Raw genomic sequence first — 23,772 nt, forward strand, 5'->3', positions numbered from 1 at the left:
CTGCCCGAAATGCGCCTGAAATCGCGGCGCGCGGGTCATTTCTTGCCTACCTCGTACCGGCGGTTCGGGCGGTGTTGGTTACCGCATCTCCTGCGCCGGCGTGACCCCAAGAATACCCAAGCCCGCTGAAATCACAACAGAAACGGCCCGGGCCAGCGCTATTTTTGACTGGCTTGTGGCCACATCACCATCCTGCAGGAACCGCAGCGTGGGCTCGTCGTTGCCACGGTTCCACAAGGCGTGGAAATCCCCTGCAAGTTCATACAGATAGAAGGCGATGCGGTGCGGCTCGTTGGTGCGGGCCGCGATCTCGACCAGGCGTGGCCATTCGGCCAGCTTCTTGGCCACGGTCAGTTCGGCCGGGTGATCCAGCGCCGCCAGGTCTGCCCCGCGCAGGGTTTCGTCGGTGGCGTCGATGCCCGCCTCGGCGGCGCGGCGCAGCACGCTCATCACCCGGGCATGGGCATATTGAACATAGAACACAGGGTTCTCGCGGCTCTGTTCCAGCACCTTGTCGAAATCGAAATCCAGCGGCGCGTCGTTCTTGCGGGTCAGCATCACGAAGCGCGTCACGTCGGGGCCCACCTGATCGACCACGTCGCGCAGGGTGACGAAGTTGCCGGCCCGTTTCGACATCTTGAACGGCTCGCCATTCTTCCACAGCTTGACCAGCTGGGTTAGCTTGATGTCCAGCGGCACTTTGCCGTCCGACAATGCCGAAACGGCGGCCTTCATTCGCTTGACATAGCCGCCATGGTCCGCCCCGAACACGTCGATCAGCGCGTCGAACCCGCGGGTCACCTTGTCATAGTGATAGGCGATGTCGGGGGCGAAATAGGTCCAGCTGCCGTCGGATTTCTTGACCGGGCGGTCCACGTCATCGCCATGCGCGGTCGAGCGGAACAGGGTCTGCTCACGCGGTTCCCAATCCTCGGGCTTCTTGCCCTTGGGCGGTTCCAGAACGCCCTCGTAGATCAGGCCCTTTTCGTTCAGCGCCTCCAGCGCGGCCTCGATCTTGCCGGTGCCATAGAGCGATTTTTCCGAGAAGAACACGTCCATCTCGACGCCCAGCGCCTTCAGATCGGCGCGGATCAGATCCATCATCGCATCGGTGGCGAATTCACGCACCTCGGCCAGCCACTCGCTTTCGGGCTTGTCCAACAGGCTGTCACCATATTTCTCCTTCAGCGCCTCGCCGATCGGGATCAGATAGTCGCCGGGATACAGGCCCTCGGCGATTTCCGGGCTCAGGCCGTTGGCCTCGCGGTACCGCTCGAACGCAGACCGGGCCAGAACATCGACCTGCGCGCCGCCATCGTTGATGTAATATTCGCGGGTCACGTCATGGCCGGAATACGCCAACAGGCTGGCCAGCGCGTCGCCGAACACCGCACCGCGGGTATGACCCACATGCAGCGGCCCGGTGGGGTTGGCCGAGACGTATTCGACGTTCACCTTCAGCCCCTGCCCCATGGTCGAGCGGCCATAGTCGGTGCCCTTTTCCAGCACCGCGCCCAGAACGCCCTGCCAGACCGACGGCGCCAGACGCAGGTTCAGAAAGCCGGGGCCGGCGACCTCGGCGCTGGTGATCCGCTCATCCTCGGCCAGCTTCGCGGCCAGCGTCTCGGCGATGTCGCGGGGCTTCATCTTCGCCGGTTTCGCCAGCACCATCGCCGCGTTCGTGGCCATGTCGCCATGCGCCGCGTCGCGCGGCGGCTCGACCGCCACGTTGTCAAAGCTCAGCCCCTCGGGCAGAGCGCCTTCGGTTTGCATCTGGGTCAACGCGTCCAGAACAAGGTCGCGGATATCAGAGAACAGGTTCATTTCGGATGTCCTTTTGCTTGCCCGGCGGTTTATCACGCAAGGCGGCAAGGTCAATGCGGGCGATGGCCAAGGACGCGGGCGCCTAACGCTCCAGCGGTGTTTTCCCAGTCAGGCGTGCGTGATCCTGCAGCGCGAACCGGTCGGTCATCCCCGAGATATAGTCCGACACGATCCGAGCCAGTTCGGTTTCGTCCGCTGCGGCCTCGATATCGTCATGCCAGTGCCGGGGCATCTGCCGGGGATCGTTCAAGTAGATCGGGAACAGCTCCTCGACCACGCGACTGACCCGGGCGCGCACCTCCATGACGCTGGGCGCACGATACATGCGGGTGAACAGAAAAGCCCGTATCTCGCGCAACTGCGCCCATAGACCCTCCGAGAACCGGATGACCGGTTGGCCCAGGTGGCGGATATCCTCGACCGATTGCGCCCCTGAAGCGGCCAGAATGGCGCGGGACGTGTCGATGACATCGGACACCATCACGCCGAACACGCGCCGCAAGGCCTCGTGCCGCCGGCGATAGGGATCAAGGCCGGGGTACTTGCGATCCACATCCGCGTAGCATTCACCGATGATGGGCAATTGCGTGATCTCGTCGTCGGTGAACAGCCCGGCGCGCAATCCGTCCAACAGGTCGTGGTTGTTATAGGCGATGTCATCGGACAACGCCGCCACCTGCGCCTCGGCGCTGGCATGGGTGTGCAGTTCCAGATCGAAGGCGTCATTGCATTCGGCCAGCGCCCAGGGCAGATCGCCGGTGACCGGACCATTGTGCTTGGCGATCCCCTCAAGGCATTCCCATGTCAGGTTGCAACCGTCGAATTCGGCATAGTGGCGTTCGAGCCTCGTCACGATCCGGATGGCCTGGGCGTTATGATCGAACCCGCCGAAAGGTGCCATCAGCGCGTGCAGCGCGTCCTCGCCGGTATGCCCAAACGGAGTGTGACCCAGATCATGCGCCAGCGCGACGGCCTCGGTCAGTTCTTGGTTCAGGCCCAGAGCGCCCGCGATTGTGCGGGCGACCTGCGCCACCTCGATGGAATGAGTCAGCCGGGTGCGGTAGTTGTCGCCCTCGTGCTCAACAAAGACCTGCGTCTTGTGCTTGAGCCGCCGAAAGGCGCTGGCGTGAATGATCCGGTCCCTGTCCCGCTGAAAGCAGGACCGAAAGCTGCTCTCCTCCTCTGGCACCAACCGCCCCCGTGCGCGGCTGGGGTCCGAGGCAAAACCTGCTCGCTCCAATCGTCTTGTCCTTGTCGCCCGTCGTCGGGTTTTCTATATTGTACGATGGTCAAGAAAGAAACCTTTGGAGTCCGGCATGAATCTGCCCCCCACGGTCACGGAACGCGCGTTTGAGCGGTTGGCTGAAATCGGCGCGGCCGACAATGGCAAGGCGCTGCGCATCGCTGTGGAAGGCGGTGGCTGCTCCGGCTTCCAATACGAAATCGCGCTGGACGAGCCCAAAGAGGACGATCTGGTTTTGGAGGGCAAAGGCCAAAAGGTCGTCGTCGACGCAATTTCCCTGCCCTTCCTCGAAAACGCCACCATCGACTTCACCGAAGAGTTGATCGGCGCGCGTTTCGTTATCGACAACCCCAACGCCACCTCATCCTGCGGCTGCGGCACGTCCTTCTCGATGTAATGCCTCGTACGGGCTTTGCCCCCACACCCCCAGGATACTTTTAGCCAGATGAAGGCGGAGGTCGGCCCTCCGACGCCAAAGCCGGAGGGCTTCACCTGGCGCGGTCATCGGCGTCCCCGCCTGTACCGCCCCTTCTTTCTCCGACGATCTGGTTAACACACCGTTACTTCATCTGGCACCAAATATCCCGGAGCGCGAGGCAGAGCCTCGCATTCCCGGCTAACTGCTTGCCGTTGGGGTGGTTCTGCGCGATAGGTGGCCTTGGTTCAACTGGAGGGCTCGCATGAAAATTGCCTCGTTCAACATCAACGGCATCAAGGCCCGCGCCGACGCCCTGCTGCGCTGGCTGGACGACGCACAGCCCGACGTCGCCGTGTTGCAGGAAATCAAATCCGTCGACGAGAACTTTCCGCGAGAGGTCTTCGAGGAGCGCGGCTACAACGTCGAAACCCACGGTCAAAAAAGCTTCAACGGGGTCGCGATCCTGTCTAAACTTCCGTTGGAGGATGTCACCCGCGGATTGCCAGGCGATGATGGCGACGATCAGGCTCGCTGGATCGAAGCGACCGTCGTGGGCAAGAAAGCTCTGCGGGTCTGCGGGTTGTACCTTCCCAACGGGAACCCCGCACCCGGGCCAAAGTTCGACTACAAATTGGCATGGATGGATCGGCTGCATCAACGTGCACTCGAATTGCTGAAGGCCGAGGAACCCGCCCTGATGGCAGGCGACTACAACGTCATTCCGCAGGCTGAAGACGCCAAGCGCCCGGATGCCTGGCGCGAGGACGCGCTGTTTCGTCCCGAAAGCCGCGCCGCCTTTCGAAAAATACTGAACCTCGGGTTCACTGACGCGTTCCGCGCCCGAACCCAAGGTCCCGGACACTATACGTTCTGGGACTATCAGGCCGGCGCCTGGAACCGGAATGACGGGATCCGTATCGACCATTTCCTGCTGACCCCGCAGGCCGCGGACCTGTTGCAGGACTGCCGGATCGACGCCGAGGTACGCGGGCACGAAAAGCCTTCGGATCACGTTCCGATCTGGGTCGATCTGGATCTCTGACCCGTCACGCCGTCGGATCGTAATCGTAGATCCAATCATATCGCCGCGTCAGCCTGCGACCGATCAGCGACAAAGCCATCTGCGCCGCGATACGCGTCGGACCTTTCAGGTGGAAGTTTCGTGCGTTACCTGCGGCGGCAGCGACCACCGCGCGGGCGCGGGGGCGGCGCCTGGCTTCATAGGCTGCGAGTGCGCGTTGGACACCTGACTGGTCATCGAATGCACGCCTGAGGACCCACGCGTCCTCGAGCGCGAGGCATGCGCCCTGGGCCATGAACGGCAAAGTCGGATGGGCCGCGTCACCTAACAGGGCCACGCGCCCGTTCTGCCATTTCTGTGCCACCGGACGCAGGAACAGCGCCCAGATGTTCACCTTGTCGATGCGGGCAAGGATTTCCCCCGTGACCCCGCCGAAATCGGCGAAGCGCGCATGCAGGTCGCCGACATCGCCTTCCAGCTTCCAGCCTTCCTCGGTCCAGTCCGAACGCTCCTCGATCGCGACGATGTTCATCTGCGATTGATCCCGCACCGGATAGGTCACCACGTGACGGCCCGGCCCCATGGTCAAAGTGGCCATGGGGGTCGCCGTGCGGTCGGCCCAGGGAATTGTCGCGCGCCACGCGACCTGATGCGTGAACCGGGGCGCCTCGCTTCCGTTCAGAACCGGGCGGACATGGCTGCGCCCACCGTCCGCCGCGATGACGCATTCGGCCCGGAGGCGTGTCCCGTCGCGCAACGAGATCTCGGCGTCGGAGGGGTGTTTGCGCACATGCGTGACCCGCGCGTTCAGACGCAGATCCACCCCTGTCCGCAAGGCCGCGTCGCGCAACAGGTCCAGCAGGTCTGCACGATGATAGTAATACGTCGCCCCGGCCGCAGGCGGCGGCACCCGGCTGATGACGCGCCCGCGCCGATAGTCGCGCAACACGGTTCCGTACGAGATCTGCGCGGCCTCGGGCGGAGAGCCCGCCACACCCAGCGCGCGCAGCACCGCCATCCCGTTGGCGCTGATCTGCAACCCGGCACCCACCTCGGCCAGATCAGGCGCCTGTTCCAGCACAGTCACCTGTGCACCGCGCTGTTGCAGCGCCACGGCGGCCGCAAGGCCACCGATCCCGCCGCCCACCACCACAAACTTCAAGCCGTCGATCTTCATGCAGCTGGCATAACGCAAAAACGCCGGAACCACAGGCCCCGGCGTTCGAATTCGTCAGAACGTTCCAGCGATCAATCGTCGCGGTGCACCTTCTCGCGACGCTCGTGCCGCTCTTGCGCCTCGAGCGTCATGGTCGCGATCGGACGGGCATCCAGCCGCTTGAGCGAAATCGGATCGCCTGTGACCTCGCAATAGCCGTACTCGCCTTCGTCGATACGACGCAGCGCAGCGTCGATCTTGGCCACCAGCTTGCGCTGACGATCGCGGGTCCGCAGTTCCAGCGCGCGGTCCGTCTCTTCGCTGGCGCGGTCGGCGACATCGGGAATGTTGCGGGTATTGCCCTGCAGCCCCTCGATGGTGTCGCGGCTGCCCGCCAAAAGTTCGTGTTTCCAATTCAGCAGCTTGCGACGGAAATACTCAAGCTGTCGTTCATTCATGAAAGGCTCATCTTCGGCCGGACGGTAGTCTTCCGGCAGAAAAACTTCCTGCTTCATATCTGCTCCCTTGGCATGGCCGGAAACGTCTTTTGCGGTTGTATCGCCTGACATTCGGCACCCCCTTCTGCGCAGCGTTTATCCCACGCGGGCGGGAATGTCACTATGCAAACGCCAGCCCGGCACGCCACTGATGAAATTGGTACAAGCATGAGACTTAGCGTATGAAAACGACTTTTTTCGTGAAACGGATCCGGCCATTTTGCGGCAGGTTCAACGCCGGATCGAACCGAGTGATCCGAATCAACCAGGGGGCGGTTCGATTGGCCAGGCCCGAACCGCGACGCTGCGACCCGGGTTGTAAAAGATCACCCCTGCCGGTAACCCGGTGCCCGAGTTCTTTGCCAGCGCGCCGCGCGACAATCATCACGAGGGCCACATGACCACACGTTTCGAAGGCACCGCAGACTATGTTGCCACCGACGATCTGACCATCGCGGTGAACGCCGCCGTGACGCTGGAACGACCGCTTCTGGTCAAGGGTGAGCCCGGAACCGGCAAGACCGAACTGGCCAAGCAGGTAGCCTCGGCGCTGGGACTGACGATGATCGAGTGGAACATCAAGTCCACCACCCGCGCGCAGCAGGGCCTTTACGAGTACGATGCCGTCAGCCGCCTGCGCGACAGCCAGCTGGGCGACGAGCGCGTGAACGACGTCCGCAACTACATCAAGAAGGGCAAGCTATGGCAGGCCTTCGAGGCCGACGAAAAGGTCGTGCTGCTGATCGACGAGATCGACAAGGCCGATATCGAGTTTCCCAACGACCTGCTGCAGGAACTCGACAAGATGGAGTTTCATGTCTACGAGACCGGCGAAACCATCCGGGCCAAAACCCGCCCCATCGTGATCATCACCTCGAACAACGAAAAGGAACTGCCCGACGCCTTCTTGCGCCGCTGTTTCTTCCACTATATCCGCTTCCCCGACGAGGCCACGATGCGCCGCATCGTCGAGGTGCACCACCCGGGCATCAAAGAAGCGCTGCTGACCACCGCATTGACCCAGTTCTACGAAATCCGCGAGACGCAGGGGCTGAAGAAAAAGCCCTCGACCTCCGAGGTGCTGGACTGGCTCAAGCTTTTGCTGGCCGAGGATCTGGACGCCGAGGACCTGAAGCGCGACGGGGTCAATGCCCTGCCCAAGCTGCACGGCGCCCTGCTGAAGAACGAACAGGACGTGCACCTGTTCGAACGGCTGGCCTTCATGGCGCGCGCCAAGCGCTGAAGCGCGCCGGTCGTTGACCATTCCGTGATCGCGGCTTGCCTTGGGGCGCACCTGATGCCAGCATCGGCGCGCGCCCTTCCGCGGCCACCAATCGAGCAACCAGACCGCAAAGGCCACCAATGTGACCCAGCCGTGCATTCGCCCTCTGACCGCCCAGGACCGGCCGGAATGGGCCGCTCTGTGGCGCGCCTATCTGGCCTTCTACGAAACCGAGCTGCCGCAAGCGGTCTATGACAGCACTTTCTCGCGCCTGCTGGGCGATGACCCCCGTGACTTTTCCTGCCTTGTGGCCGAGCGCGACGGGCAGTTGGTGGGGCTGACCCATTTCCTGTTTCATCGCCACGCCTGGAAGACCGAGGATGTCTGCTACCTGCAGGACCTCTACGCCGATCCGCAGGTGCGCGGCACCGGCGTCGGACGCGCCCTGATCGAGGCCGTCTATGCCGAGGCCGATCGCCGGGGCGCGCCCTCGGTCTATTGGTTGACGCAAGAGTTCAACCACGCTGCGCGCCGGTTGTATGACAGGGTCGGGCAACTGACCCCGTTCATCAAATATCAGCGTCCATGACAAGGCTGGCGGCCTTCGTTGTGGCTTTGATGCTGGCTGGCTGCAGTACGGTCGAAACGATCGAACTGCCCGCCGAGGTCAAATCGACCGAAAGCACCCTGCCCCCGGCCAGGTCCTTCGGCGCGCCGCGCCCGGTTCCGCCCATGCGCGCGAACGCCAACATCGCCGCCGATTTTCTCGACCTGTTCTTCTTTCTGGAAAGCGGCACCCCGTTGCCCGTGTTCACCCGGTTCGAAACTCCGATCACGCTGCGCCTGACGGGCACGCCGGCCCCGACCATGCAGGCCGATCTGAGCCGGGTGCTGACGCGCTTGCGCACCGAGGCCGGGATCGACATCCGGCAGGTCCCGGACGGGCCGGCCAACATCACCATCCAGGCCGTCCCCCAGCGCCAGATCCAGCGCGTTCTGCCGCAGGCGGCCTGTTTCGTCGTACCCAACGCCCAAAGCCTAGAGGAATACCGCCGCGACAGGCGCAAACCGAAAAGCAGCTGGTCGGCCCTGCGCAGCCGCGAGCGGCTGGGCATTTTCATCCCCAACGATGTCAGCCCGCAGGAAATCCGCGATTGCCTGAACGAAGAACTGGCGCAGGCGCTGGGTCCGTTGAACGACATGTACCGCCTGCCGGATTCGGTGTTCAATGACGACAATTTCCACACCACTCTGACCGGGTTCGACATGCTGATCCTGCGGGCCGCCTATGCGCCCGAGCTACGCACCGGCATGACGCGGGATGAGGTCGCGCAAGTGATCCCCGGCGTGATCGCCCGCCTCAATCCGCGCGGCGCACGTCTGCCCGCCCAAGCGGTATCGGCCACACCGCGCGCCTGGATCGACGCGGTGCAGATCGCGGTGGGCAACGGCGCGCCCTCGCCCCGGCTGCTGCGCGCGCTGGACCGGGCGATGCGGATCGGCCAACAGCAAGGCTGGACCGACCACCGGCGCGCCTATCCGCACTATCTCAAGGGCCGGATGATCCAGTATGACGACCCCGAAGGCGCACAGCGCGAATATGCGATTGCCATGCAATTCCTGCGCAATACGCCCGGAACCGAAGTGCATCAGGCCCATGTCATCGCCCAGATTGCAGCCTATGCGCTCGGACGGGACCAGGGGCCGGACATGCTGCCGCAACTGGACACGGCCATAGAAACGGCGCGACGGGCCGAAAACGCCGCGTTGCTTGCAACCCTGCTGCTGCTGAAATCCGAAGCGCTGGATCAGGCCGCTCGCCCCGAGACGGCACGCGCCGTCAGGCTGGACAGTCTGGGGTGGGCGCGCTACGCCTTCGGTTCTGAATTGGTGGTGCGCGCGCTGGTGCAGAACATCGCGCTGCGCAACCCGTGACACAGCAAACGGATGGCAAGCGAATGGGACTGGTTTGGGGCATGGCGATCGTAGGAGCGATTCTGGGCGCGCTGACGGCACGCAGGCGCAAGGGCAGCGGGGCCGACATCGCCCAATACGCCGCCGGATACGGCATCGCCTTCGCCCTTTTGGGGCTGGTGGCGTCGTTGATCCTGGTTCGGATGGTGGGCTGACCGGATGTTCATTCCCTTTTTCGAAAACCTCAGAAAAGCCGGCATCCCCGTCTCGTTGCGGGAATACCTGACCTTTCTGGAGGGGATGAAAAAGGGGCTGGCCACCTACGACATCGAGGCGTTCTACTACCTCGCCCGTGTCTCGATGGTGAAGGACGAGCGTAACATCGACAAGTTCGACCGCGCCTTCGCCGCCAGCTTCGAGGGGCTGTCCGAGATCACCATGGATCAGGTGCTTGAGGCTGTGGACATACCAGCCGAGTGGCTGGCCAAGATGGCCGAGAAGCACCTGTCAGACGAGGAAAAGGCCGAGATCGAAGCGCTTGGCGGGTTCGACAAGCTGATGGAGACACTGCGCGAGCGGCTGAAGGATCAGCAAGGCCGCCATCAGGGCGGCAACAAGTGGATCGGCACCGCGGGCACGTCGCCCTTCGGGGCCTATGGCTACAACCCCGAAGGTGTGCGCATCGGTCAGAAGGAAAGCCGCCACCAGCGCGCGGTCAAGGTCTGGGACAAGCGCGAGTTCCGCAATCTGGACGACACGGTCGAGCTGGGCACCCGCAACATCAAGGTCGCGCTGAAACGCCTGCGCCGCTGGGCCCGCGAGGGCGCCGCCGAAGAGCTGGACCTCGACGGCACCATCCGCGCCACGGCCGAGCACGGATACCTGGACGTCAAGACCCGGCCCGAACGGCACAATGCGGTGAAAGTGCTGCTGTTCCTCGATGTGGGAGGCTCGATGGATCCGCATGTCAAGGTGGTCGAGGAATTGTTTTCGGCCGCGCGGGCCGAGTTCAAACACCTGGAATATTTCTATTTCCACAACTGCCTGTACGAAGGCGTCTGGCGCGACAATCGACGCCGGTGGGATGCGCAGACCCCCACGCATGAGGTGCTGCGGACGTATGGCCCCGACTACAAATGCATCTTCGTTGGTGACGCTTCGATGTCGCCCTACGAGATCGCCTATCCCGGCGGCGCCAACGAGCACTGGAACGCAGAGCCCGGTCAGGTCTGGCTGCAGCGCGCGCGCGAGCAGTGGACGTCGAACCTGTGGATCAATCCGGTGCCCGAGAAATACTGGGAGTACACCCATTCGATCGGCATGGTCCGCGAGATATTCGAAGACCGGATGGTGCCGATGACGCTGGCCGGGCTGGAACGCGGTATGCGCGAGCTGACGCGGTAGCGACAGCCCGGCTTTGGTCTTACCCGGCGATTGCCTGAATTCCCAGGAACAGCAGCCCCGACAGCAGGGCCGCTGCGGGCACGGTTATCACCCAGGCCGCGATGATCGTCAGGAAATGCGACCGGCGCACCAGCTTGCGGCGGCGGCGCTCTTCGGGGGCAAGCACCGGGCGTTCCGGCACGGCACCGCGCGCCTTGATCAGGCGCCGCTCGGCGTCCCATTCCCGGAAGAACCCGACGCCAAATACCGCGCCAACAGCGATGTGGGTCGAACTGACCGGCAGGCCAAGCCAGCTGGCTACGATCACGGTGATCGCCGCCGACAGCGCCACGCAATAGGCCCGCATCGGGTTCAGCTTGGTGATCTGGCTGCCGACAACCCGGATCAACTTGGGTCCGAACAGGAACAGGCCGAACGAGATGCCGAATGCGCCGATGATCATGACCCAGGGCGGAATGTTCACCGCATGGGTGAAATCACCCACCGCCGAGGCCTGAACGATCGCGGCCAGAGGCCCGACGGCGTTGGCCACGTCATTGGCCCCATGCGCAAAGCTGAGCAGCGCCGCCGAAATGATCAACGGAATACCGAACAGGATCTTGAGCGATTTGTTGCGGTTCTCCAGCCCCTCGGCCTGACGACGAATGACCGGAATCGTCACCAACCAGATCAGCACGCCACTGACCAGGCCGATCACCAGGGCCGTCTGCAGGTTGATCTTGAACAGATGTTTGAGGCCTTTTAGCGCAAGGTACGAGGCAAACGCCCCGGCCATGATGCCGACCAGAACCGGAACCCATTTGCGCGCTGCGGCGATCTTGTCGTCCTGATAGATGACCCGGGTTTTGATGAACCACAGGAAAGCAGCAGCAATGACACCGCCCAGAACCGGCGAGATGACCCAGCTTGCAGCGATCTGGCTCATCTTGCCCCAGCTGACGGCACCGAACCCCGCCGCTGCGATCCCTGCCCCCATGACGCCCCCCACGACCGAATGCGTGGTCGAGACCGGAGCGCCTATCCAGGTGGCAAGGTTGATCCAAAGCGCGGCAGACAGCAGCGCGGCCATCATGGCCCAAATGAAGACAGTTGCCGTTCCCATGCTTTCGGTATTGATGATGCCCTTGGCGATGGTCGAGACCACGTCTCCACCCGCGATCAGGGCGCCGGCGCTTTCGAAAATTGCAGCAATCGCGATGGCGCCGCCCATGGTCAGGGTGTTCGCGCCCACCGCCGGAGCCATGTTGTTGGCCACATCGTTCGCCCCGATGTTCAGTGCCATGTAAGCTCCGAACATGGCCGCGATCACGACGATCATCGTGTTGCTGGCCTGTCCGAACAACAAAGCAGCCGTGATCCCGGCGATTACGATAAACACGAATGCGATGCCCGATCCGACAAACGGCCGCCCGACCTGCGCCGTTGCGACCTCGAGGCGGGAAAACCGCCGCAGGTCACGATCCAATGTTTCAAGGTGCCGGGCTTCTGAGTCTGTATTGGCCATTTGTCCCTCTTGCATAGCGCGCGCTGGCACGGCGCGCGCCTTGCCCTAGAAGGGTTTCGCCCTCGCTTCAACCTTTGAAATATGGAATTTGCAATCTGACGCCGGGCGATTTCCGTCTCACGGACTGCCCTAAGTCGCCCACATTGCCCGAAAGTGATGAGCAACGACTTGCCCCCGCATCCCGATCCGCCCATATCTGGGGTATGTTGCGTCTGACCCCAATTCTACTGGCGATTGCCTATGCCATTGTGATGTATCGGATTTCCGTCTGGCGCACCCATCGCGAACTGGATGCGAAGTCGACCGAGCTGGCCGATCCCGAATTGAAACGCATGACCGACCGCTTGGCCGCCGCCTTGGATGTGGCGCGCGTGCCGGTCTATATCTACGAAATCGACCCGGTGAACGGACTGGCCGCGCCGGACGGGCGCATCTTCATAACCCGTGGGTTCTATCGCAAGTTCCGTAACGGCGAGGTCTCGGCCGAGGAGATGGCCAGCGTCATCGCGCACGAGCTGGGGCATGTGGCGCTGGGCCATGCCCGGCGGCGGATGATCGATTTTTCCGGTCAGAACGCGATGCGGGCGGCGCTGATGATGCTTCTCAACCGGTTCATTCCCTTCATCGGCGCGTGGATCGCAAATGCGCTGACCGCGCTGCTGGCCTCGCGCCTGTCGCGGGCGGACGAGTATGAGGCGGACGAATACGCAGCCGCCTTGCTGACCAAGGCCGGAATCGGGATCGGGCCACAGAAATCCCTGTTTCACAAGCTTGAGGATCTGACACAGCAACGGGCGGGCGTGGTTCCGGCCTGGCTGATGAGCCACCCCAAAACGGACGAGCGGATTGCCGCGCTGGAGGCCCTTGAGCAACGTTGGGAGCGTGGCTGAGGGTAAGGAAGCGAGAGGCCAGCCTCTCGCGCTCTCCGGGATATTTCGGGCCAGATGAAGCGGTCAGGCCGCCAGAGCCTTGCCGAGGCGCGGCAGCCGGGCCTTTTTCATCAATGCGCGCAGGGTCCAGCTGTCGCCCGACAGGCGGTTGGCTTCGGTCAGAACCGATTGAGCCACCTGTTCGACGCTGATCGGATCATTCTGCCAGATGCCGTGAAGGAAGCTGTCGGGGTCGATGCGGGCAAGGCCCTCTTCGGCCAGGATATGTCTTGGAAAGTCCTTGGCATTGACGGTGATGATCGTGTCGGCCGAAGCGGCGACCGCGGTGGCCAGCACATGCGTGTCGGCCGGATCGGGAAGCCAGAGGCGCTGTTCGAGGCCGGGCGCCTCGGGGCGTTCGGCCTGTGGCCAATGTGCCTGCACCAACGCGATTTCGGCCCGGGCCTGTGCCTCGCCCTCGGGGCCAAGTTTGCGGGCGGCGCGGGCCCATTCCTCGAGGATGCGAGCCGACCAGAGCGGGGTGAAGTGGCCCCGCGCCGCCACGCCCAGCAGCATCTCGCGCATCACCGTCGGGTAGATGACGCAGGTGTCGAGAACCGCCTTCACAGTCGGTAGAACACGGATTTCAGATAGCCACTCTCGGCCAGTTGCGGCAGTTGTGGATGGTCGGGTCCGGCAAAGCCGGTGTGGATCATCTGCGCCTGACGCCCGGCCCGGCCGATGCCACGGGCGCAGGCCTCGCGGAAGCGGGTCAGGTCTGCTGCGTGCGAGCAGGAACACAGGCCCAGATACCCCCCCGGTTTGACAAGCGGTGCGGCCAGGCGGGCGATCCGCTCATAGGCCCGCAGCCCGGCATCCAGCGCCTGTTTCGACGGCGCAAAGGCTGGCGGATCGCAGATGACCACGTCGAACTGCGCACCGTCCTCGCCCAGTTGGGTCAGGACGTCAAAGGCATCGCCCTGTCGGGTTTCAAAGCGGTCGCCAAAGCCCGAGGCGACGGCGCCCTGCTCGGCCAGAGTCAGCGCGGCGGCCGAGCCATCGACCGACAGCGCGTGGTCGGCGCCACCGGCCAGCATGGCCAGGCCAAACCCGCCCACGTGGCTGAACACGTCCAGCACATGCGCACCGGGGCCCGCCAAGCGGGCGGCAAAGGCGTGGTTGGGGCGCTGGTCGTAAAACAGGCCGGTTTTCTGGCCCCCGGTCAGGTCGGCCATGTAGATCGCGCCATTCATCGGAACGGGCAGTGGTGCATCGGGCGCGGTGCCGCGCAGGGTCTGGTTCACGTCATCCAGACCTTCCAGCCCGCGGGTGCGGCCCGCGGCGTTCTTGAGCACGGTCGTCACCCCTGTCACCGCGACCAGCGCGTCGGTCAGAAGGTCCAGATGCGCCTCTGCCCACGCGGCGTTGGGCTGGATCACGCAGGCGTCGCCGAACCGGTCAATGATGACACCTGGAAAACCGTCGGCCTCGGCATGGACCAGCCGGTAGAAGGGCGCATCGAACAGCCGTTCGCGCAGGTCGAGCGCCCGGCGCAGGCGGGTTTCGAACCACTCGGCGTCCAGCTGTGCCGACAGGTCGCGATCCAGCACCCGGCACATGATCTTGGAGTTCGGATTGACTGCCACCAGCGCGATCGGGGCGCGTTTGTCATCCTCAAGCACGGCCAGCGCACCGGGCGCGATCTTGCGGGTGCGCCGGTCGGTAACGATGTCATTGGCATAGACCCAGGGAAAGCCGTGGCGCAGACCGCGCGCGTTGGCTTTGGGTTTCAAACGGATTCTGGGGCGGTCGGGCGTGGTGGATTGCGTCATGGCGCCCTCATAGTCGCGATTGCGCGGGCAGGAAAGCCCCGATTGGGTCACCGTGGCCGGGCACGCCAACCGCCGCGCCGGCGCGGGGCCTGCGCGGTATCCAGCCCTTCGCGCAAGACCTGTGTCATGGGATGATCGGCATCGCGCGCGGCATAGAAAGCGTGCAACTCGGTCAGCGCCTGCTTCTGGTCGCGCCCGTCCGGCAGGCTGAGCGCCCAGTCCAGAAAGATGCTGCGGCATTCGGGCAAGGCGATGCCCTCGATGCGATAGGCCTCGCGGATCAGGCCCTTGGGGTCGTTGGGGTCGTCACTGCGCGGCATCGCGTCCCTCCTCGATCACCGCGCTTATGATGGCGGCGGCGGCGGCATAGTTTTCCTGCAATGCGGCCTGCAACTGTTCGACCTGCTCAAACCCAGTGGCCCGGCACAGAAAGGCCGTGCCCCCCTGCCCGATCTTGTCGGCCTCGATCACCTTGCCCGACAGCAGCCGCGCGGCGCATTGCACCTGCCAGAATAGGTCATAGGCCTCGCACAAGACCTGCGCCTGAGCGACCTCAAGCAGCCCCGCAGCGACGGCGCCCTGCAGGCCCGAGGCCACATCGCGTTCCGCCGAGCCCGCCAGCAAGGCCCCGGCCTCGGCCATCAGTTCGATGTCCAGCAGGCGGCCGGGCCCATTCTTGACGTCCCAGATCCCGGCGGGAGACTTGGCTGCCGCCAAACGCGCACGCATTTCCGAAACTTCGCGCAGGACATGCCCCGCGTCCCGCGGGCGCGCGATGAAGTCGGAGCGGAAGGCCTCGATGTCGCGGGCCAGCCCGGGCTCGCCCGCGACCACGCGGGCGCGGGTCAGGGCCAGATGTTCCCACACCCAGGCTTCCTTCTGCTGGTAATGGGTGAAGCTGGCCCAGCTTGTCGCCACCGGCCCCTGATTTCCCGAGGGGCGCAGGCGCATGTCGACTTCGTACAGACGTCCCTGCGACATGGGCGCGGACAGCGCGGTGATCAGCGCCTGGGTGAAACGCGCGTAGTAGGTGCGCGTGGCCAGGGACCGCGGGCCATCCGACATCTCCTCGCCCTGCGGGTCATAGATCACGATCATGTCCAGGTCGGATTGCGAGTTGATCCGGCCCGCCCCCAGCGACCCCATGCCCAGTACCGCCGCGCCCCTGCCCGGCGCCGGCCCGTGCTTTCGCGCAAACTGATGCTCGACACAAGGCAGGATCGCGGCGATCACGGCCTGGGCCAGCTCGGCATATTGCCGACCGGCCTCAAGCCCGTCGATCAGGCCGCGCAGGTGATGCACGCCGATGCGGAAATGCCATTCCTTGCACCAGCGTCGGGCCAGGTCCAGCTGGGTTTCATAGTCGGTCTCGGCGGACAGGGCCGCAGCCAGTTCTTGCCGGAGCGCGGCCTGACCGGGCCACTCGGCAAAGAAGCTGCCGCCGATCACCGCGTCGAACACCTGCGCATTGCGCGACAGGTGCGACGCAAGCGCGTGCGAGGTGCCGACGATATCGACCAGAAGGTCGGTCAGATGCGGGTTGGCTTCGAACAGGGAAAACAGCTGAACACCGGCGGGCAAGCCGGCCAGAAACCCATCCAGCGCCAGCAGCGCCTCGTCGGGGCGGGCGGTCTTGGCCAGCCGTGCCAGCAGTTCGGGCTTGAGCCGCTCGAAAATGCGCGCGCCCCTTTGCGAGCGCAGCGCGGGATAGGTTGTCCACCGGGCCAGAACGCCGGCGTCGAACGCGACCGGGGGCGCTGCGGTCGGCGCGGGGCCGGCGCCGGGCGCGAAAAAGCCCTCGGTCAGCTCGTGCACCTCGCTCAGACGGCGGGTCAGATCGGCCGTCAGGTCGGCGCTTGTGGTGCCCATCAGGCAGGCGATGCGTTCGATCCCGTCGGGCGATTGCGGCACCTTGTGGGTCTGCGCATCATGCACCATCTGGATGCGGTGTTCGACCTCGCGATGGGCGCGGTAGTGGTCGGTCAGCTTGTCGGCCGCGTCCTGCGGTACCCAGCCCTTTGCCGCCAGCGCCGCCAGTCCCGGAACCGTGCCGCGCACGCGCAGGTCGGGGTCGCGGCCCCCGGCAATCAACTGCCGCGTCTGGGTAAAGAACTCGATTTCGCGAATGCCGCCCTGCCCCAGCTTCATGTCATGGCCGGGGATCGTCAGAGCCCCCCCGGTACCCTTGTTCTCGCGGATGCGCAGGCGCATGTCGTGGGCGTCCTGGATGGCGGCGAAATCCAGATGGCGGCGCCAGACAAAGGGCCGCAGGGTTTCCACAAACCGCTGCCCGGCGGCGATGTCGCCGGCACATGGGCGGGCCTTGATATAGGCGGCACGCTCCCATGTGCGGCCCAGGCTTTCGTAGTAGCGCTCGGCCGCCTCGGTCGCCATGCAGACAGGGGTGACCGCGGGATCGGGGCGCAGGCGCAGATCGGTGCGGAACACGTAACCATCGGCCGTCTTGTCGCTGAGTGTGGCGCAGAAATTGCGCGTCGCCCGCACCATGCCCTGTCGCGCCTCATAGAAATCATCCGGATCGTACCGGGTTTCGTCGAACAGCACGATCAGGTCGATATCCGAGCTGTAGTTCAGTTCGTGCGCGCCCATCTTGCCCATCGCCAGGATCACCATCCCGGCGGCGGTCTCGACGTCGTCTTCGGTCATGCCGGGCAGTTTCTTGCGCCGGATCAGCGCCGCGATCTCGGCCTTGGCCGCGATGTCCACGGCAAGCGCCGCAAAGTCGGTCAACGCGCCGGTGACCTGTTCCAACGGCCATGCGCCCGACAGATCGGCCAGCGCGGTCAGCAACGCGACGCGGCGCTTGGCCAGCCGCAAACCGGGCTTCAACTGGTCGGGCGGCAGGGCACGGGCCTTGGACATGACGCGTTCCATCGCCTGCTGCGGGTCCCGCAAGGCCTGCGCCAGCCAGTCGCCTTCGCGCTGGATCAGACCGTTCAGATAGGGGCTGCTGCCAGCGGCGCCAAGGATCAACTCGGACTGCTCGGGCGTCAGATCGGGCACGGCAGCAACGGCTTCGCGCCCCAGATCGGGGTCATAGGCGCGCGGAACACGGGTGATGGACAGGGCTTCGCTCATGCGCGCAAGGTGCACATTGCCGTCCGCCAAGGTCAATGGGGCAAAGCGGCCCTGCGGGGAAGATCCGCACGGACTCGCAAAAATGTAAATCTTTTTCACATTGATCCCTTGCAACCCGGCCGCACGCCCCCATCTAGATCAATGTGAAAGCGTTTTACATCAACCCAGGAGAGCCCACATGACCGCATTGTCCGAATCCGCCGTCCCCCGCAACCCGGGATGGCTGCACCGCACCGAAACCTGGCTGGACGACAAGGGCAAAGGCGCCTGGATCGCCGCCATGGTCCTTGGTTTCATCTTCTTCTGGCCCGTCGGGCTGGCCCTTCTCGCCTACATGATCTGGAGCAAACGTATGTTCAGCAAATCCTGCAGCCGCCGCCATTCGTGGCACAGCCACATGAGCGCGATGAAGCCCTCGGGCAACAGCGCGTTCGATGCCTACAAGGCCGATACCCTGGCCCGGCTGGAGCGCGAGCAGCAGGACTTTGAAGCCTTCCTGCGCCGCCTGCGCGAGGCCAAGGACAAGGCCGAGTTCGACCAGTTCATGGACGAGCGCGCCCGCGCCAACGATGCGGACGACAAAGGCGAAACCGCCTGATGGACACTGGCCCTGCCCCGGTTTAGGGACAGGGCGCGCCAACGGATATTCGGAACCTGCAATGACCCACCTGCCTGATCCCGACCGCCAGCCAGAATTCTATCAATCGGTGGCGATCAAACGTTTCTTCGCCTGGCTGTTCGACATCGCCTTCATCTCGCTGCTATGCACGGTCGCCATTCTGCTGACCTTTGGCATGGGGCTTTTCGTGCTTGCGCTGATCTACGCAGTGGTCAGCTTTGTCTACCGGGTGGTCACCATCGCCAACGGCTCTGCCACGCTGGGCATGCGATTCATGGGAATCGAGCTGCGCGACGCCTTCGGCGAACGGATGGACACCGGCAAGGCCGTGGCCCACACTGCGGGGTATTTCGTCAGCATGGCCTTCCCGATCCTGCAGATCATCTCGGTCATCATGATGCTGACCAGCGCCCGCAACCAGGGCCTGACCGATGCCTTCCTGGGCACCGTCATGCTGAACCAGCGCGCCTGAACCCAACCGTTTCAGGGACTTGGCGACCCGGATTTGCGTTGCTATCATCATCCCCGAGGAAACACGGGGCCTTCATGCGACACACGCTGCCGATTGCGCCGCAGTTCTATGTGACTGCACCACAACCCTGCCCCTATCTCGAGGGCAGGGTTGAGCGGAAGCTGTTCACCGCGCTTCAGGGTGAAGGTGCCGATCACCTGAACAACGCCTTGTCGCAACAGGGATTCAGGCGCTCGCAGAACGTACTGTACCGGCCATCCTGCGCCGATTGCGCCGCCTGCCTTTCGGCGCGGATTGACGTGTCGGCGTTCCACCCGAGCAAAAGCCAGAAACGCGCGGCGCGACGCAACGCGCATCTCCAGCGGCGTGCAACCTCGCCCTGGGCCACCGATGACCAGTACGAACTGTTCCGGCGCTATCTCGATGCGCGTCACGCAGATGGCGGAATGGCCGATATGGACGTGTTCGAATTTGCTGCGATGATCGAGGAAACCCCGATCCGCAGCCGCGTGGTGGAATATGCCGACCCGGAAACCGGCAACCTGATCGCCGTCAGCCTGACCGACGTCCTGGATGACGGGCTGAGCATGGTCTACTCCTTCTACGACCCCGATCAGCCGCAGAACTCTCTGGGCACCTACATGATCCTCGACCATATCGATATCGCGCGCGAGGCCGGCCTGCCCTATGTCTATCTGGGCTATTGGGTGCCGGGCAGCCCCAAGATGGGGTACAAGGCCAAGTTCGCGGGCCTGGAAGTCTATTTGGGCAACAGGTGGCAATCGGTCAGCGACCCCTCGGCCTTCTCGAACAGCGAACACCATCCGCTGGCGGCCGCTCCGATTGCCGAACAGGTCGCAAGCATCCAGCTTCCCGACCGACACCCGACCAGGGGTTGAACATCCATGCGGCAAACCTTGCAAGCCGTCACCCTGGTGGTGCCGGACTATGAGGACGCGATCGCGTTCCACACCCGGACGCTGCGCTTTCGACTGACCCAGGATGTCGAACTGGGCGACGGCAAACGCTGGGTTCTCGTCACCCCGCCCGGCGGCGGCGCTGGGCTGGTGCTGGCCAAGGCCGATGGGGCCGATCGGCAGGCCGCCATCGGCAACCAGACCGGCGACCGGGTGGGCTTCTTCCTAGCCACCGATGATTTCGCCCGCGATCACGCGGACATGCGGGCCAAGGGCGTTCTGTTCGAGGAGGAGTCGCGCCACGAACCCTTTGCATTGTTGCCGTTTGGCAGGGCCCGTTCGGAAACCGCTGTGACCTGATCCAGTTCACCTGACAACCGGCGTCAGCCGGTGCCAAAGCAAAGGGGGCCACGCGGCCCCCTTTTCAATTTGAGAACGCCAAGACCTGTCAGTTCGGGATCAGGTCCGGAACGATGGTCACGATCGACGGGAAGAACCACAGGATCGCGATGCCCACCACCTGGATCAGCACGAAGGGGATGATCCCGCGGTAGATATGGCCCGTCGTCACCTCTTTCGGCGCCACGCCGCGCAGATAGAACAGCGCGAACCCGAATGGCGGCGTCAGGAACGAGGTCTGCAGGTTCACCGCCACCATGATCGTCACCCATTTCGGATCGAACGACCCGCCATAGATCACCGGCCCCACGATCGGGATCACGATGTAGATGATCTCGAGGAAGTCCAGCACGAAGCCCAGGATGAACAGCACCAACATCACGATCAGGAAGACCGTGAATTCGTTGTCGAAGCTCCTCAGGAACTGCTGGATATAGTGCTCCCCGCCGAACGAGATCACCACGAGGTTCAGCAGCTGCGAGCCGATCAGGATGGTGAAGACCATCGAGGTCACCTTGGCGGTTTCCCGCACCACCGGTGTGAGCACGCCGCTTGTGAACAACACCCAGCACGCGAACAGCAGGCCGAACAGCGCGTACAGATAGGCAGCATAGGCCAGGATGAAGGCGATCCAGCTCTCGACCGAGACGCCACCCTGATTGATGCGCAGGTCAAAGTTCACGCCCAGCAGCAGGCAGATGATGACTGCGAAGGTCGACCAGATGATCACCTTGCCCGACCGCCCCTGGTCCTGCAGCTTGCGATAGGCCGCCAGCATGATGGCCCCGCCCGCCCCCAGCGCCGCCGCCGGCGTCGGGTTGGTCACGCCGCCCAGGATCGAGCCCAGAACCGCGATGATCAGAACCAGCGGCGGGAACACCACGCGGATCAGATCATTGGTGGCACAGCGCGCCGCCGCGGCTTTGCAGCCATACATTGCCAGTGCGAACGGCAGCGCCAACAGCAGGAACGTGGCCCCCGACGAGGTGGTCGGCGCGATCAGCAGCACATCGACCAGCAGCATCAGGACAAGCCCGATTGCCCCCACGATCAGCGGCTGCGGCGATTGCGACGGCGCGATGCCCCGGCCCATCACCAGCGTCAGCCCCAGCAGCACGACAATCACTGCAACACCGGTACCGATCGGTGCGGCGGCGGCGATCTTGGCTTCACGCGCGGCAGCCAACTCTTCCTCGCTCAGCCGCTGCGACTCGGTCACGCCGCCGGCAGCGTCGATGGCTTCCTGCTCGGCCACAGCCTTGTCCCAGGCCTCCTGACCATGCAGTTCGATCATCGAGGCCTTGCACTCTTCGGACACGTTGGTACGCAGCGTGGCTGCCTCACCGATATCCGAGAATCCCGAAACCGTGATATTCTGGCTGCCGATGACGCCCAGGTTGCCGAGCAGCACCGCGCCCACGATCAGAGCGACCGGAGCACCCAGCAGCCAGGTCAGCCCTTCCGAACGCGTGATCGGCTCGCCGCTGCCACCCGACAGTTCGACCGCAGGCGCCTTGTGCGGGTTCAACAACGCGTAGCCAAATGCGTAGAGCGCATAAAGCAGCGCCAGCATGATCCCCGGCAGCAGCGCCGCCTGGAACAGCGTCCCCACCGAAACCACGGCCGGCTCACCCAGATATGTCAGCGCGTCGGTACAGCCCGCCTCGACTGCGCGGGTCTCTTGCGCAGTCGAATACAGGTCTCCCGCCAGAGTGCCCAACAGAACGATCACGATCGAGGGCGGAATGATCTGGCCCAGCGTGCCCGAGGCCGCGATCACGCCAGTCGCCAGTTCCGGCGAGTAGTTGTTGCGCAGCATGGTCGGCAGGGCCAGCAAGCCCATCGTCACCACGGTCGCGCCCACGATCCCGGTCGAGGCCGCAAGGAACGCACCCACGACCACGATCGACACCGCCAGACCGCCCGGCAGCGGCCCAAAGACGCGCGCCATGGTGGTCAGCAGGTCGTTGGCGATTTTCGAGCGTTCCAGCGTGATGCCCATCAGCACGAACATCAGCACCGCCAGCAGAGTCTCGATCGACTGACCGGCCAGAACCCGTTCGTTGATGCGGTTCACGATGAAGGACACGTTGCGGTCCAGCGCGGTTTCCCAGCCCGAGGCGAAGACCGGCTCGGCAATCCTTGGCAGATCCGGGTACCGGAACACGGAAATCACATCGGGTTTCACGCCCGAATTCACGAGGTCCCGATAGGCTTGCGAGCTTGTGTCGATCGCCTGGTGGATCAGCAATCCGGCGCTGTCCAGCGCGGCGATGATCCCGAAAGAGATGATGCCGGCCCCGCCGATGGCAAACGCCACCGGAAAGCCGCTGAGAATCCCGCCAAACAGGCAGAGGAATACGATAATGAGGCCTATCTCGACGCCATCAAGTCCGAATAGCATGTGTCTGGGTCTCCGTCCTTAATGTGTGCCTTCGTAGGCTTCTTCACCTTCGCCAAGGCTGTCCTTGTCGAGGTATTTTCCAGCGCTTTCCGGGCCTTCGACGAATTCGAGATAGGACCGGTAGAAGAACGCGATCGCGTGCAGGAACACCATCGCGGCAAAGGCCACAAGCAGGATCTTGAACAGGAAGTAGGCATTGAAGCCGTTGGGGCTGAAACCGATGGTTTCGACGTTCCAGCGCAGCGCGCGGGATTTCATCACCAGCCGGTCCAGCGTGTCGCTGGCCGAAGGATTCGGCACGATCAGGTGCCGCCACAGGAAGAACCAGCCATACAGCCAGACCAGAACCGCGATGGGCATCATGAACAGGATCGAGCCCAGCATGTCGACCACGCGCTTGGCCCGGTGCGAGATGCCGGCATAGATCAGGTCAACCCGGACATGGCCGCCTTGCACGAAGGTGTAGGTGCAACACAGGCAGACGACCAGCGCATTGTACAGCTTCAGCTCTTCGGCGTACCAGCTGATATCCATCTGAAACGGAATACCCAGGCCGAACGCCATGTCGGGCCGCGCGAAAACACGCTGCATGAACACGATGACGATCTGCTGGATCACCATCAGCAGGCCCGCCCAGGCAAAGAACCGACCCGTCGTGTTGGCAAAGCCTTCCAGAACGCGCACGACGCCCCACATGAAATTCCGGTGATAGATGCCGATGGCCGTCATCACCAGAAAGCCTGTGAAGACCACGAAGAAGAACTCGACCGATCCGCCATAATAGACGAAGCGCATGATCGCTTCTTTGTTCGACCAGTCCAGCCACAGCTGCGGATGCGTGATCGCGTATCCGAAATTATAGAAGGCTTCGGCGATGTTTTGAACGAACCAGAGCAGTCCGTTCCACAGGGCGCCGAAGAACGAGATACCGTTTTCGTCCTGCATGATGTCCCCAGGT

At 63.8% G+C, this 23,772-nt stretch carries 22 protein-coding genes and 1 pseudogene; 12 read left to right on the forward strand and 11 right to left on the reverse strand.

Annotated features, from left to right (window positions below):
• Nucleotides 1–78: 78 nt before the first annotated feature.
• Together argS and AC2FNS_RS01375 are read right to left on the reverse strand one after the other, a co-directional pair.
• Nucleotides 79–1,824, reverse strand: coding sequence for an arginine--tRNA ligase (argS, locus tag AC2FNS_RS01370; protein ID WP_496711795.1), 1,746 nt, complete (start codon nt 1,822–1,824; stop codon nt 79–81).
• A gap of 82 nt (nt 1,825–1,906) precedes the next feature.
• Nucleotides 1,907–3,064: a deoxyguanosinetriphosphate triphosphohydrolase gene (locus AC2FNS_RS01375; RefSeq protein ID WP_496803754.1), complete on the reverse strand. Its 1,158-nt coding sequence runs from the start codon at nt 3,062–3,064 to the stop codon at nt 1,907–1,909.
• Between the two features lie 76 nt (nt 3,065–3,140).
• Here AC2FNS_RS01375 and AC2FNS_RS01380 point away from each other — a divergent pair, with 76 nt between their 5' ends.
• Nucleotides 3,141–3,464: an iron-sulfur cluster assembly accessory protein gene (locus AC2FNS_RS01380; protein WP_490360192.1), complete on the forward strand. Its 324-nt coding sequence runs from the start codon at nt 3,141–3,143 to the stop codon at nt 3,462–3,464.
• A gap of 283 nt (nt 3,465–3,747) precedes the next feature.
• Nucleotides 3,748–4,527 carry an exodeoxyribonuclease III gene (gene xth / locus AC2FNS_RS01385; RefSeq protein ID WP_496711793.1) on the forward strand — a complete coding sequence of 260 codons (780 nt, stop codon included), beginning with the start codon at nt 3,748–3,750 and terminating at the stop codon, nt 4,525–4,527.
• Nucleotides 4,528–4,531: 4 nt separating this feature from the next.
• Here the strand turns inward: xth and AC2FNS_RS01390 are convergent, their stop codons facing one another.
• Nucleotides 4,532–5,683 carry an FAD-dependent oxidoreductase gene (locus tag AC2FNS_RS01390; RefSeq protein WP_496711792.1) on the reverse strand — a complete coding sequence of 384 codons (1,152 nt, stop codon included), beginning with the start codon at nt 5,681–5,683 and terminating at the stop codon, nt 4,532–4,534.
• A gap of 71 nt (nt 5,684–5,754) precedes the next feature.
• Nucleotides 5,755–6,177: an RNA polymerase-binding protein DksA gene (gene dksA, locus AC2FNS_RS01395; protein ID WP_496683923.1), complete on the reverse strand. Its 423-nt coding sequence runs from the start codon at nt 6,175–6,177 to the stop codon at nt 5,755–5,757.
• A 379-nt stretch (nt 6,178–6,556) separates the two neighbouring features.
• Between dksA and AC2FNS_RS01400 the strand changes: the two genes are divergently transcribed.
• From AC2FNS_RS01400 to AC2FNS_RS01420, 5 genes are all read left to right on the forward strand, one after another.
• Nucleotides 6,557–7,402, forward strand: a complete 846-nt coding sequence (locus AC2FNS_RS01400) for an AAA family ATPase (protein WP_496711791.1) — start codon at nt 6,557–6,559, stop codon at nt 7,400–7,402.
• 121 nt (nt 7,403–7,523) lie between these two features.
• The gene (locus AC2FNS_RS01405) at nt 7,524–7,970 is read left to right on the forward strand and encodes a GNAT family N-acetyltransferase (RefSeq protein ID WP_496711790.1); all 447 of its coding nucleotides are present in this window, start codon (nt 7,524–7,526) and stop codon (nt 7,968–7,970) included.
• Nucleotides 7,967–9,316 (forward strand): DUF2927 domain-containing protein, encoded by a 1,350-nt coding sequence (locus AC2FNS_RS01410; RefSeq protein ID WP_496711789.1) that lies wholly within the window; start codon nt 7,967–7,969, stop codon nt 9,314–9,316. Before AC2FNS_RS01405 ends, AC2FNS_RS01410 begins: the two co-directional genes overlap by 4 nt.
• Before the next feature lie 23 nt (nt 9,317–9,339).
• A complete protein-coding gene (locus tag AC2FNS_RS01415; protein ID WP_496683914.1) occupies nt 9,340–9,510 on the forward strand; it encodes a hypothetical protein in 171 nt (56 codons plus the stop codon).
• 4 nt (nt 9,511–9,514) lie between these two features.
• Nucleotides 9,515–10,699 carry a vWA domain-containing protein gene (locus tag AC2FNS_RS01420; protein ID WP_496711788.1) on the forward strand — a complete coding sequence of 395 codons (1,185 nt, stop codon included), beginning with the start codon at nt 9,515–9,517 and terminating at the stop codon, nt 10,697–10,699.
• A gap of 19 nt (nt 10,700–10,718) precedes the next feature.
• On the opposite strand, the gene AC2FNS_RS01425 is transcribed toward AC2FNS_RS01420, so the two are convergent.
• A complete protein-coding gene (locus tag AC2FNS_RS01425) occupies nt 10,719–12,203 on the reverse strand; it encodes an inorganic phosphate transporter (RefSeq protein ID WP_496711787.1) in 1,485 nt (494 codons plus the stop codon).
• 203 nt (nt 12,204–12,406) lie between these two features.
• Between AC2FNS_RS01425 and AC2FNS_RS01430 the strand changes: the two genes are divergently transcribed.
• Entirely contained in the window at nt 12,407–13,093 is a 687-nt protein-coding gene (locus tag AC2FNS_RS01430; RefSeq protein ID WP_093962334.1) for a M48 family metallopeptidase, read from the forward strand.
• 63 nt (nt 13,094–13,156) lie between these two features.
• Here the strand turns inward: AC2FNS_RS01430 and AC2FNS_RS01435 are convergent, their stop codons facing one another.
• From AC2FNS_RS01435 to glnE, 4 genes are read right to left on the reverse strand one after another with little or no spacing between them, the layout of a single operon-like run.
• On the reverse strand, nt 13,157–13,699 hold the full coding sequence (locus tag AC2FNS_RS01435; RefSeq protein WP_496711786.1) for an RSP_2648 family PIN domain-containing protein: 543 nt from the start codon (nt 13,697–13,699) through the stop codon (nt 13,157–13,159).
• On the reverse strand, nt 13,696–14,904 hold the full coding sequence (locus AC2FNS_RS01440; RefSeq protein ID WP_496711785.1) for an RSP_2647 family RNA methyltransferase: 1,209 nt from the start codon (nt 14,902–14,904) through the stop codon (nt 13,696–13,698). The genes AC2FNS_RS01435 and AC2FNS_RS01440 overlap by 4 nt, the downstream gene beginning before the upstream one ends.
• Nucleotides 14,905–14,951: 47 nt before the next feature.
• Nucleotides 14,952–15,224 (reverse strand): hypothetical protein, encoded by a 273-nt coding sequence (locus AC2FNS_RS01445; RefSeq protein WP_496683899.1) that lies wholly within the window; start codon nt 15,222–15,224, stop codon nt 14,952–14,954.
• On the reverse strand, nt 15,211–18,003 hold the full coding sequence (gene glnE, locus AC2FNS_RS01450) for a bifunctional [glutamate--ammonia ligase]-adenylyl-L-tyrosine phosphorylase/[glutamate--ammonia-ligase] adenylyltransferase (protein WP_496711784.1): 2,793 nt from the start codon (nt 18,001–18,003) through the stop codon (nt 15,211–15,213). Before glnE ends, AC2FNS_RS01445 begins: the two co-directional genes overlap by 14 nt.
• A gap of 178 nt (nt 18,004–18,181) precedes the next feature.
• Here glnE and AC2FNS_RS01455 point away from each other — a divergent pair, with 178 nt between their 5' ends.
• From AC2FNS_RS01455 to AC2FNS_RS01470, 4 genes and pseudogenes are all read left to right on the forward strand, one after another.
• Nucleotides 18,182–18,601 carry a DUF2852 domain-containing protein gene (locus AC2FNS_RS01455; protein ID WP_496683893.1) on the forward strand — a complete coding sequence of 140 codons (420 nt, stop codon included), beginning with the start codon at nt 18,182–18,184 and terminating at the stop codon, nt 18,599–18,601.
• A 61-nt stretch (nt 18,602–18,662) separates the two neighbouring features.
• Entirely contained in the window at nt 18,663–19,094 is a 432-nt protein-coding gene (locus AC2FNS_RS01460; RefSeq protein ID WP_496683890.1) for an RDD family protein, read from the forward strand.
• A gap of 74 nt (nt 19,095–19,168) precedes the next feature.
• Nucleotides 19,169–19,993: an arginyltransferase gene (locus tag AC2FNS_RS01465; protein WP_496686399.1), complete on the forward strand. Its 825-nt coding sequence runs from the start codon at nt 19,169–19,171 to the stop codon at nt 19,991–19,993.
• A 6-nt stretch (nt 19,994–19,999) separates the two neighbouring features.
• Nucleotides 20,000–20,385, forward strand: a pseudogene (locus AC2FNS_RS01470) (VOC family protein).
• Nucleotides 20,386–20,459: 74 nt separating this feature from the next.
• On the opposite strand, the gene AC2FNS_RS01475 reads toward AC2FNS_RS01470, so the two are convergent.
• Both AC2FNS_RS01475 and AC2FNS_RS01480 read right to left on the reverse strand, forming a co-directional pair.
• Nucleotides 20,460–22,814, reverse strand: coding sequence for a TRAP transporter large permease subunit (locus tag AC2FNS_RS01475; RefSeq protein WP_496711783.1), 2,355 nt, complete (start codon nt 22,812–22,814; stop codon nt 20,460–20,462).
• A gap of 18 nt (nt 22,815–22,832) precedes the next feature.
• Complete coding sequence (locus AC2FNS_RS01480; protein WP_496794802.1) at nt 22,833–23,759, reverse strand: TRAP transporter small permease subunit; 927 nt, start codon at nt 23,757–23,759, stop codon at nt 22,833–22,835.
• Nucleotides 23,760–23,772: the final 13 nt, after the last annotated feature.

Source organism: Ruegeria sp. BHSA191 (assembly GCF_059613325.1).

Excerpts from the sequence above, each read along its gene's own strand:
- AC2FNS_RS01380 (WP_490360192.1), top strand. The coding sequence starts at position 3,141 with ATGAATCTGCCCCCCACGGTCACGGAACGCGCGTTTGAGCGGTTGGCT.
- glnE (WP_496711784.1), bottom strand. The coding sequence starts at position 18,003 with ATGAGCGAAGCCCTGTCCATCACCCGTGTTCCGCGCGCCTATGACCCC.
- AC2FNS_RS01425 (WP_496711787.1), bottom strand. The coding sequence starts at position 12,203 with ATGGCCAATACAGACTCAGAAGCCCGGCACCTTGAAACATTGGATCGT.
- AC2FNS_RS01420 (WP_496711788.1), top strand. The coding sequence starts at position 9,515 with ATGTTCATTCCCTTTTTCGAAAACCTCAGAAAAGCCGGCATCCCCGTC.
- AC2FNS_RS01445 (WP_496683899.1), bottom strand. The coding sequence starts at position 15,224 with ATGCCGCGCAGTGACGACCCCAACGACCCCAAGGGCCTGATCCGCGAG.
- AC2FNS_RS01475 (WP_496711783.1), bottom strand. The coding sequence starts at position 22,814 with ATGCTATTCGGACTTGATGGCGTCGAGATAGGCCTCATTATCGTATTC.
- AC2FNS_RS01440 (WP_496711785.1), bottom strand. The coding sequence starts at position 14,904 with ATGACGCAATCCACCACGCCCGACCGCCCCAGAATCCGTTTGAAACCC.
- AC2FNS_RS01455 (WP_496683893.1), top strand. The coding sequence starts at position 18,182 with ATGACCGCATTGTCCGAATCCGCCGTCCCCCGCAACCCGGGATGGCTG.
- AC2FNS_RS01465 (WP_496686399.1), top strand. The coding sequence starts at position 19,169 with ATGCGACACACGCTGCCGATTGCGCCGCAGTTCTATGTGACTGCACCA.
- AC2FNS_RS01400 (WP_496711791.1), top strand. The coding sequence starts at position 6,557 with ATGACCACACGTTTCGAAGGCACCGCAGACTATGTTGCCACCGACGAT.
- AC2FNS_RS01430 (WP_093962334.1), top strand. The coding sequence starts at position 12,407 with ATGTTGCGTCTGACCCCAATTCTACTGGCGATTGCCTATGCCATTGTG.
- AC2FNS_RS01390 (WP_496711792.1), bottom strand. The coding sequence starts at position 5,683 with ATGAAGATCGACGGCTTGAAGTTTGTGGTGGTGGGCGGCGGGATCGGT.
- AC2FNS_RS01480 (WP_496794802.1), bottom strand. The coding sequence starts at position 23,759 with ATGCAGGACGAAAACGGTATCTCGTTCTTCGGCGCCCTGTGGAACGGA.
- AC2FNS_RS01460 (WP_496683890.1), top strand. The coding sequence starts at position 18,663 with ATGACCCACCTGCCTGATCCCGACCGCCAGCCAGAATTCTATCAATCG.
- argS (WP_496711795.1), bottom strand. The coding sequence starts at position 1,824 with ATGAACCTGTTCTCTGATATCCGCGACCTTGTTCTGGACGCGTTGACC.
- AC2FNS_RS01415 (WP_496683914.1), top strand. The coding sequence starts at position 9,340 with ATGGGACTGGTTTGGGGCATGGCGATCGTAGGAGCGATTCTGGGCGCG.
- AC2FNS_RS01410 (WP_496711789.1), top strand. The coding sequence starts at position 7,967 with ATGACAAGGCTGGCGGCCTTCGTTGTGGCTTTGATGCTGGCTGGCTGC.
- dksA (WP_496683923.1), bottom strand. The coding sequence starts at position 6,177 with ATGAAGCAGGAAGTTTTTCTGCCGGAAGACTACCGTCCGGCCGAAGAT.
- xth (WP_496711793.1), top strand. The coding sequence starts at position 3,748 with ATGAAAATTGCCTCGTTCAACATCAACGGCATCAAGGCCCGCGCCGAC.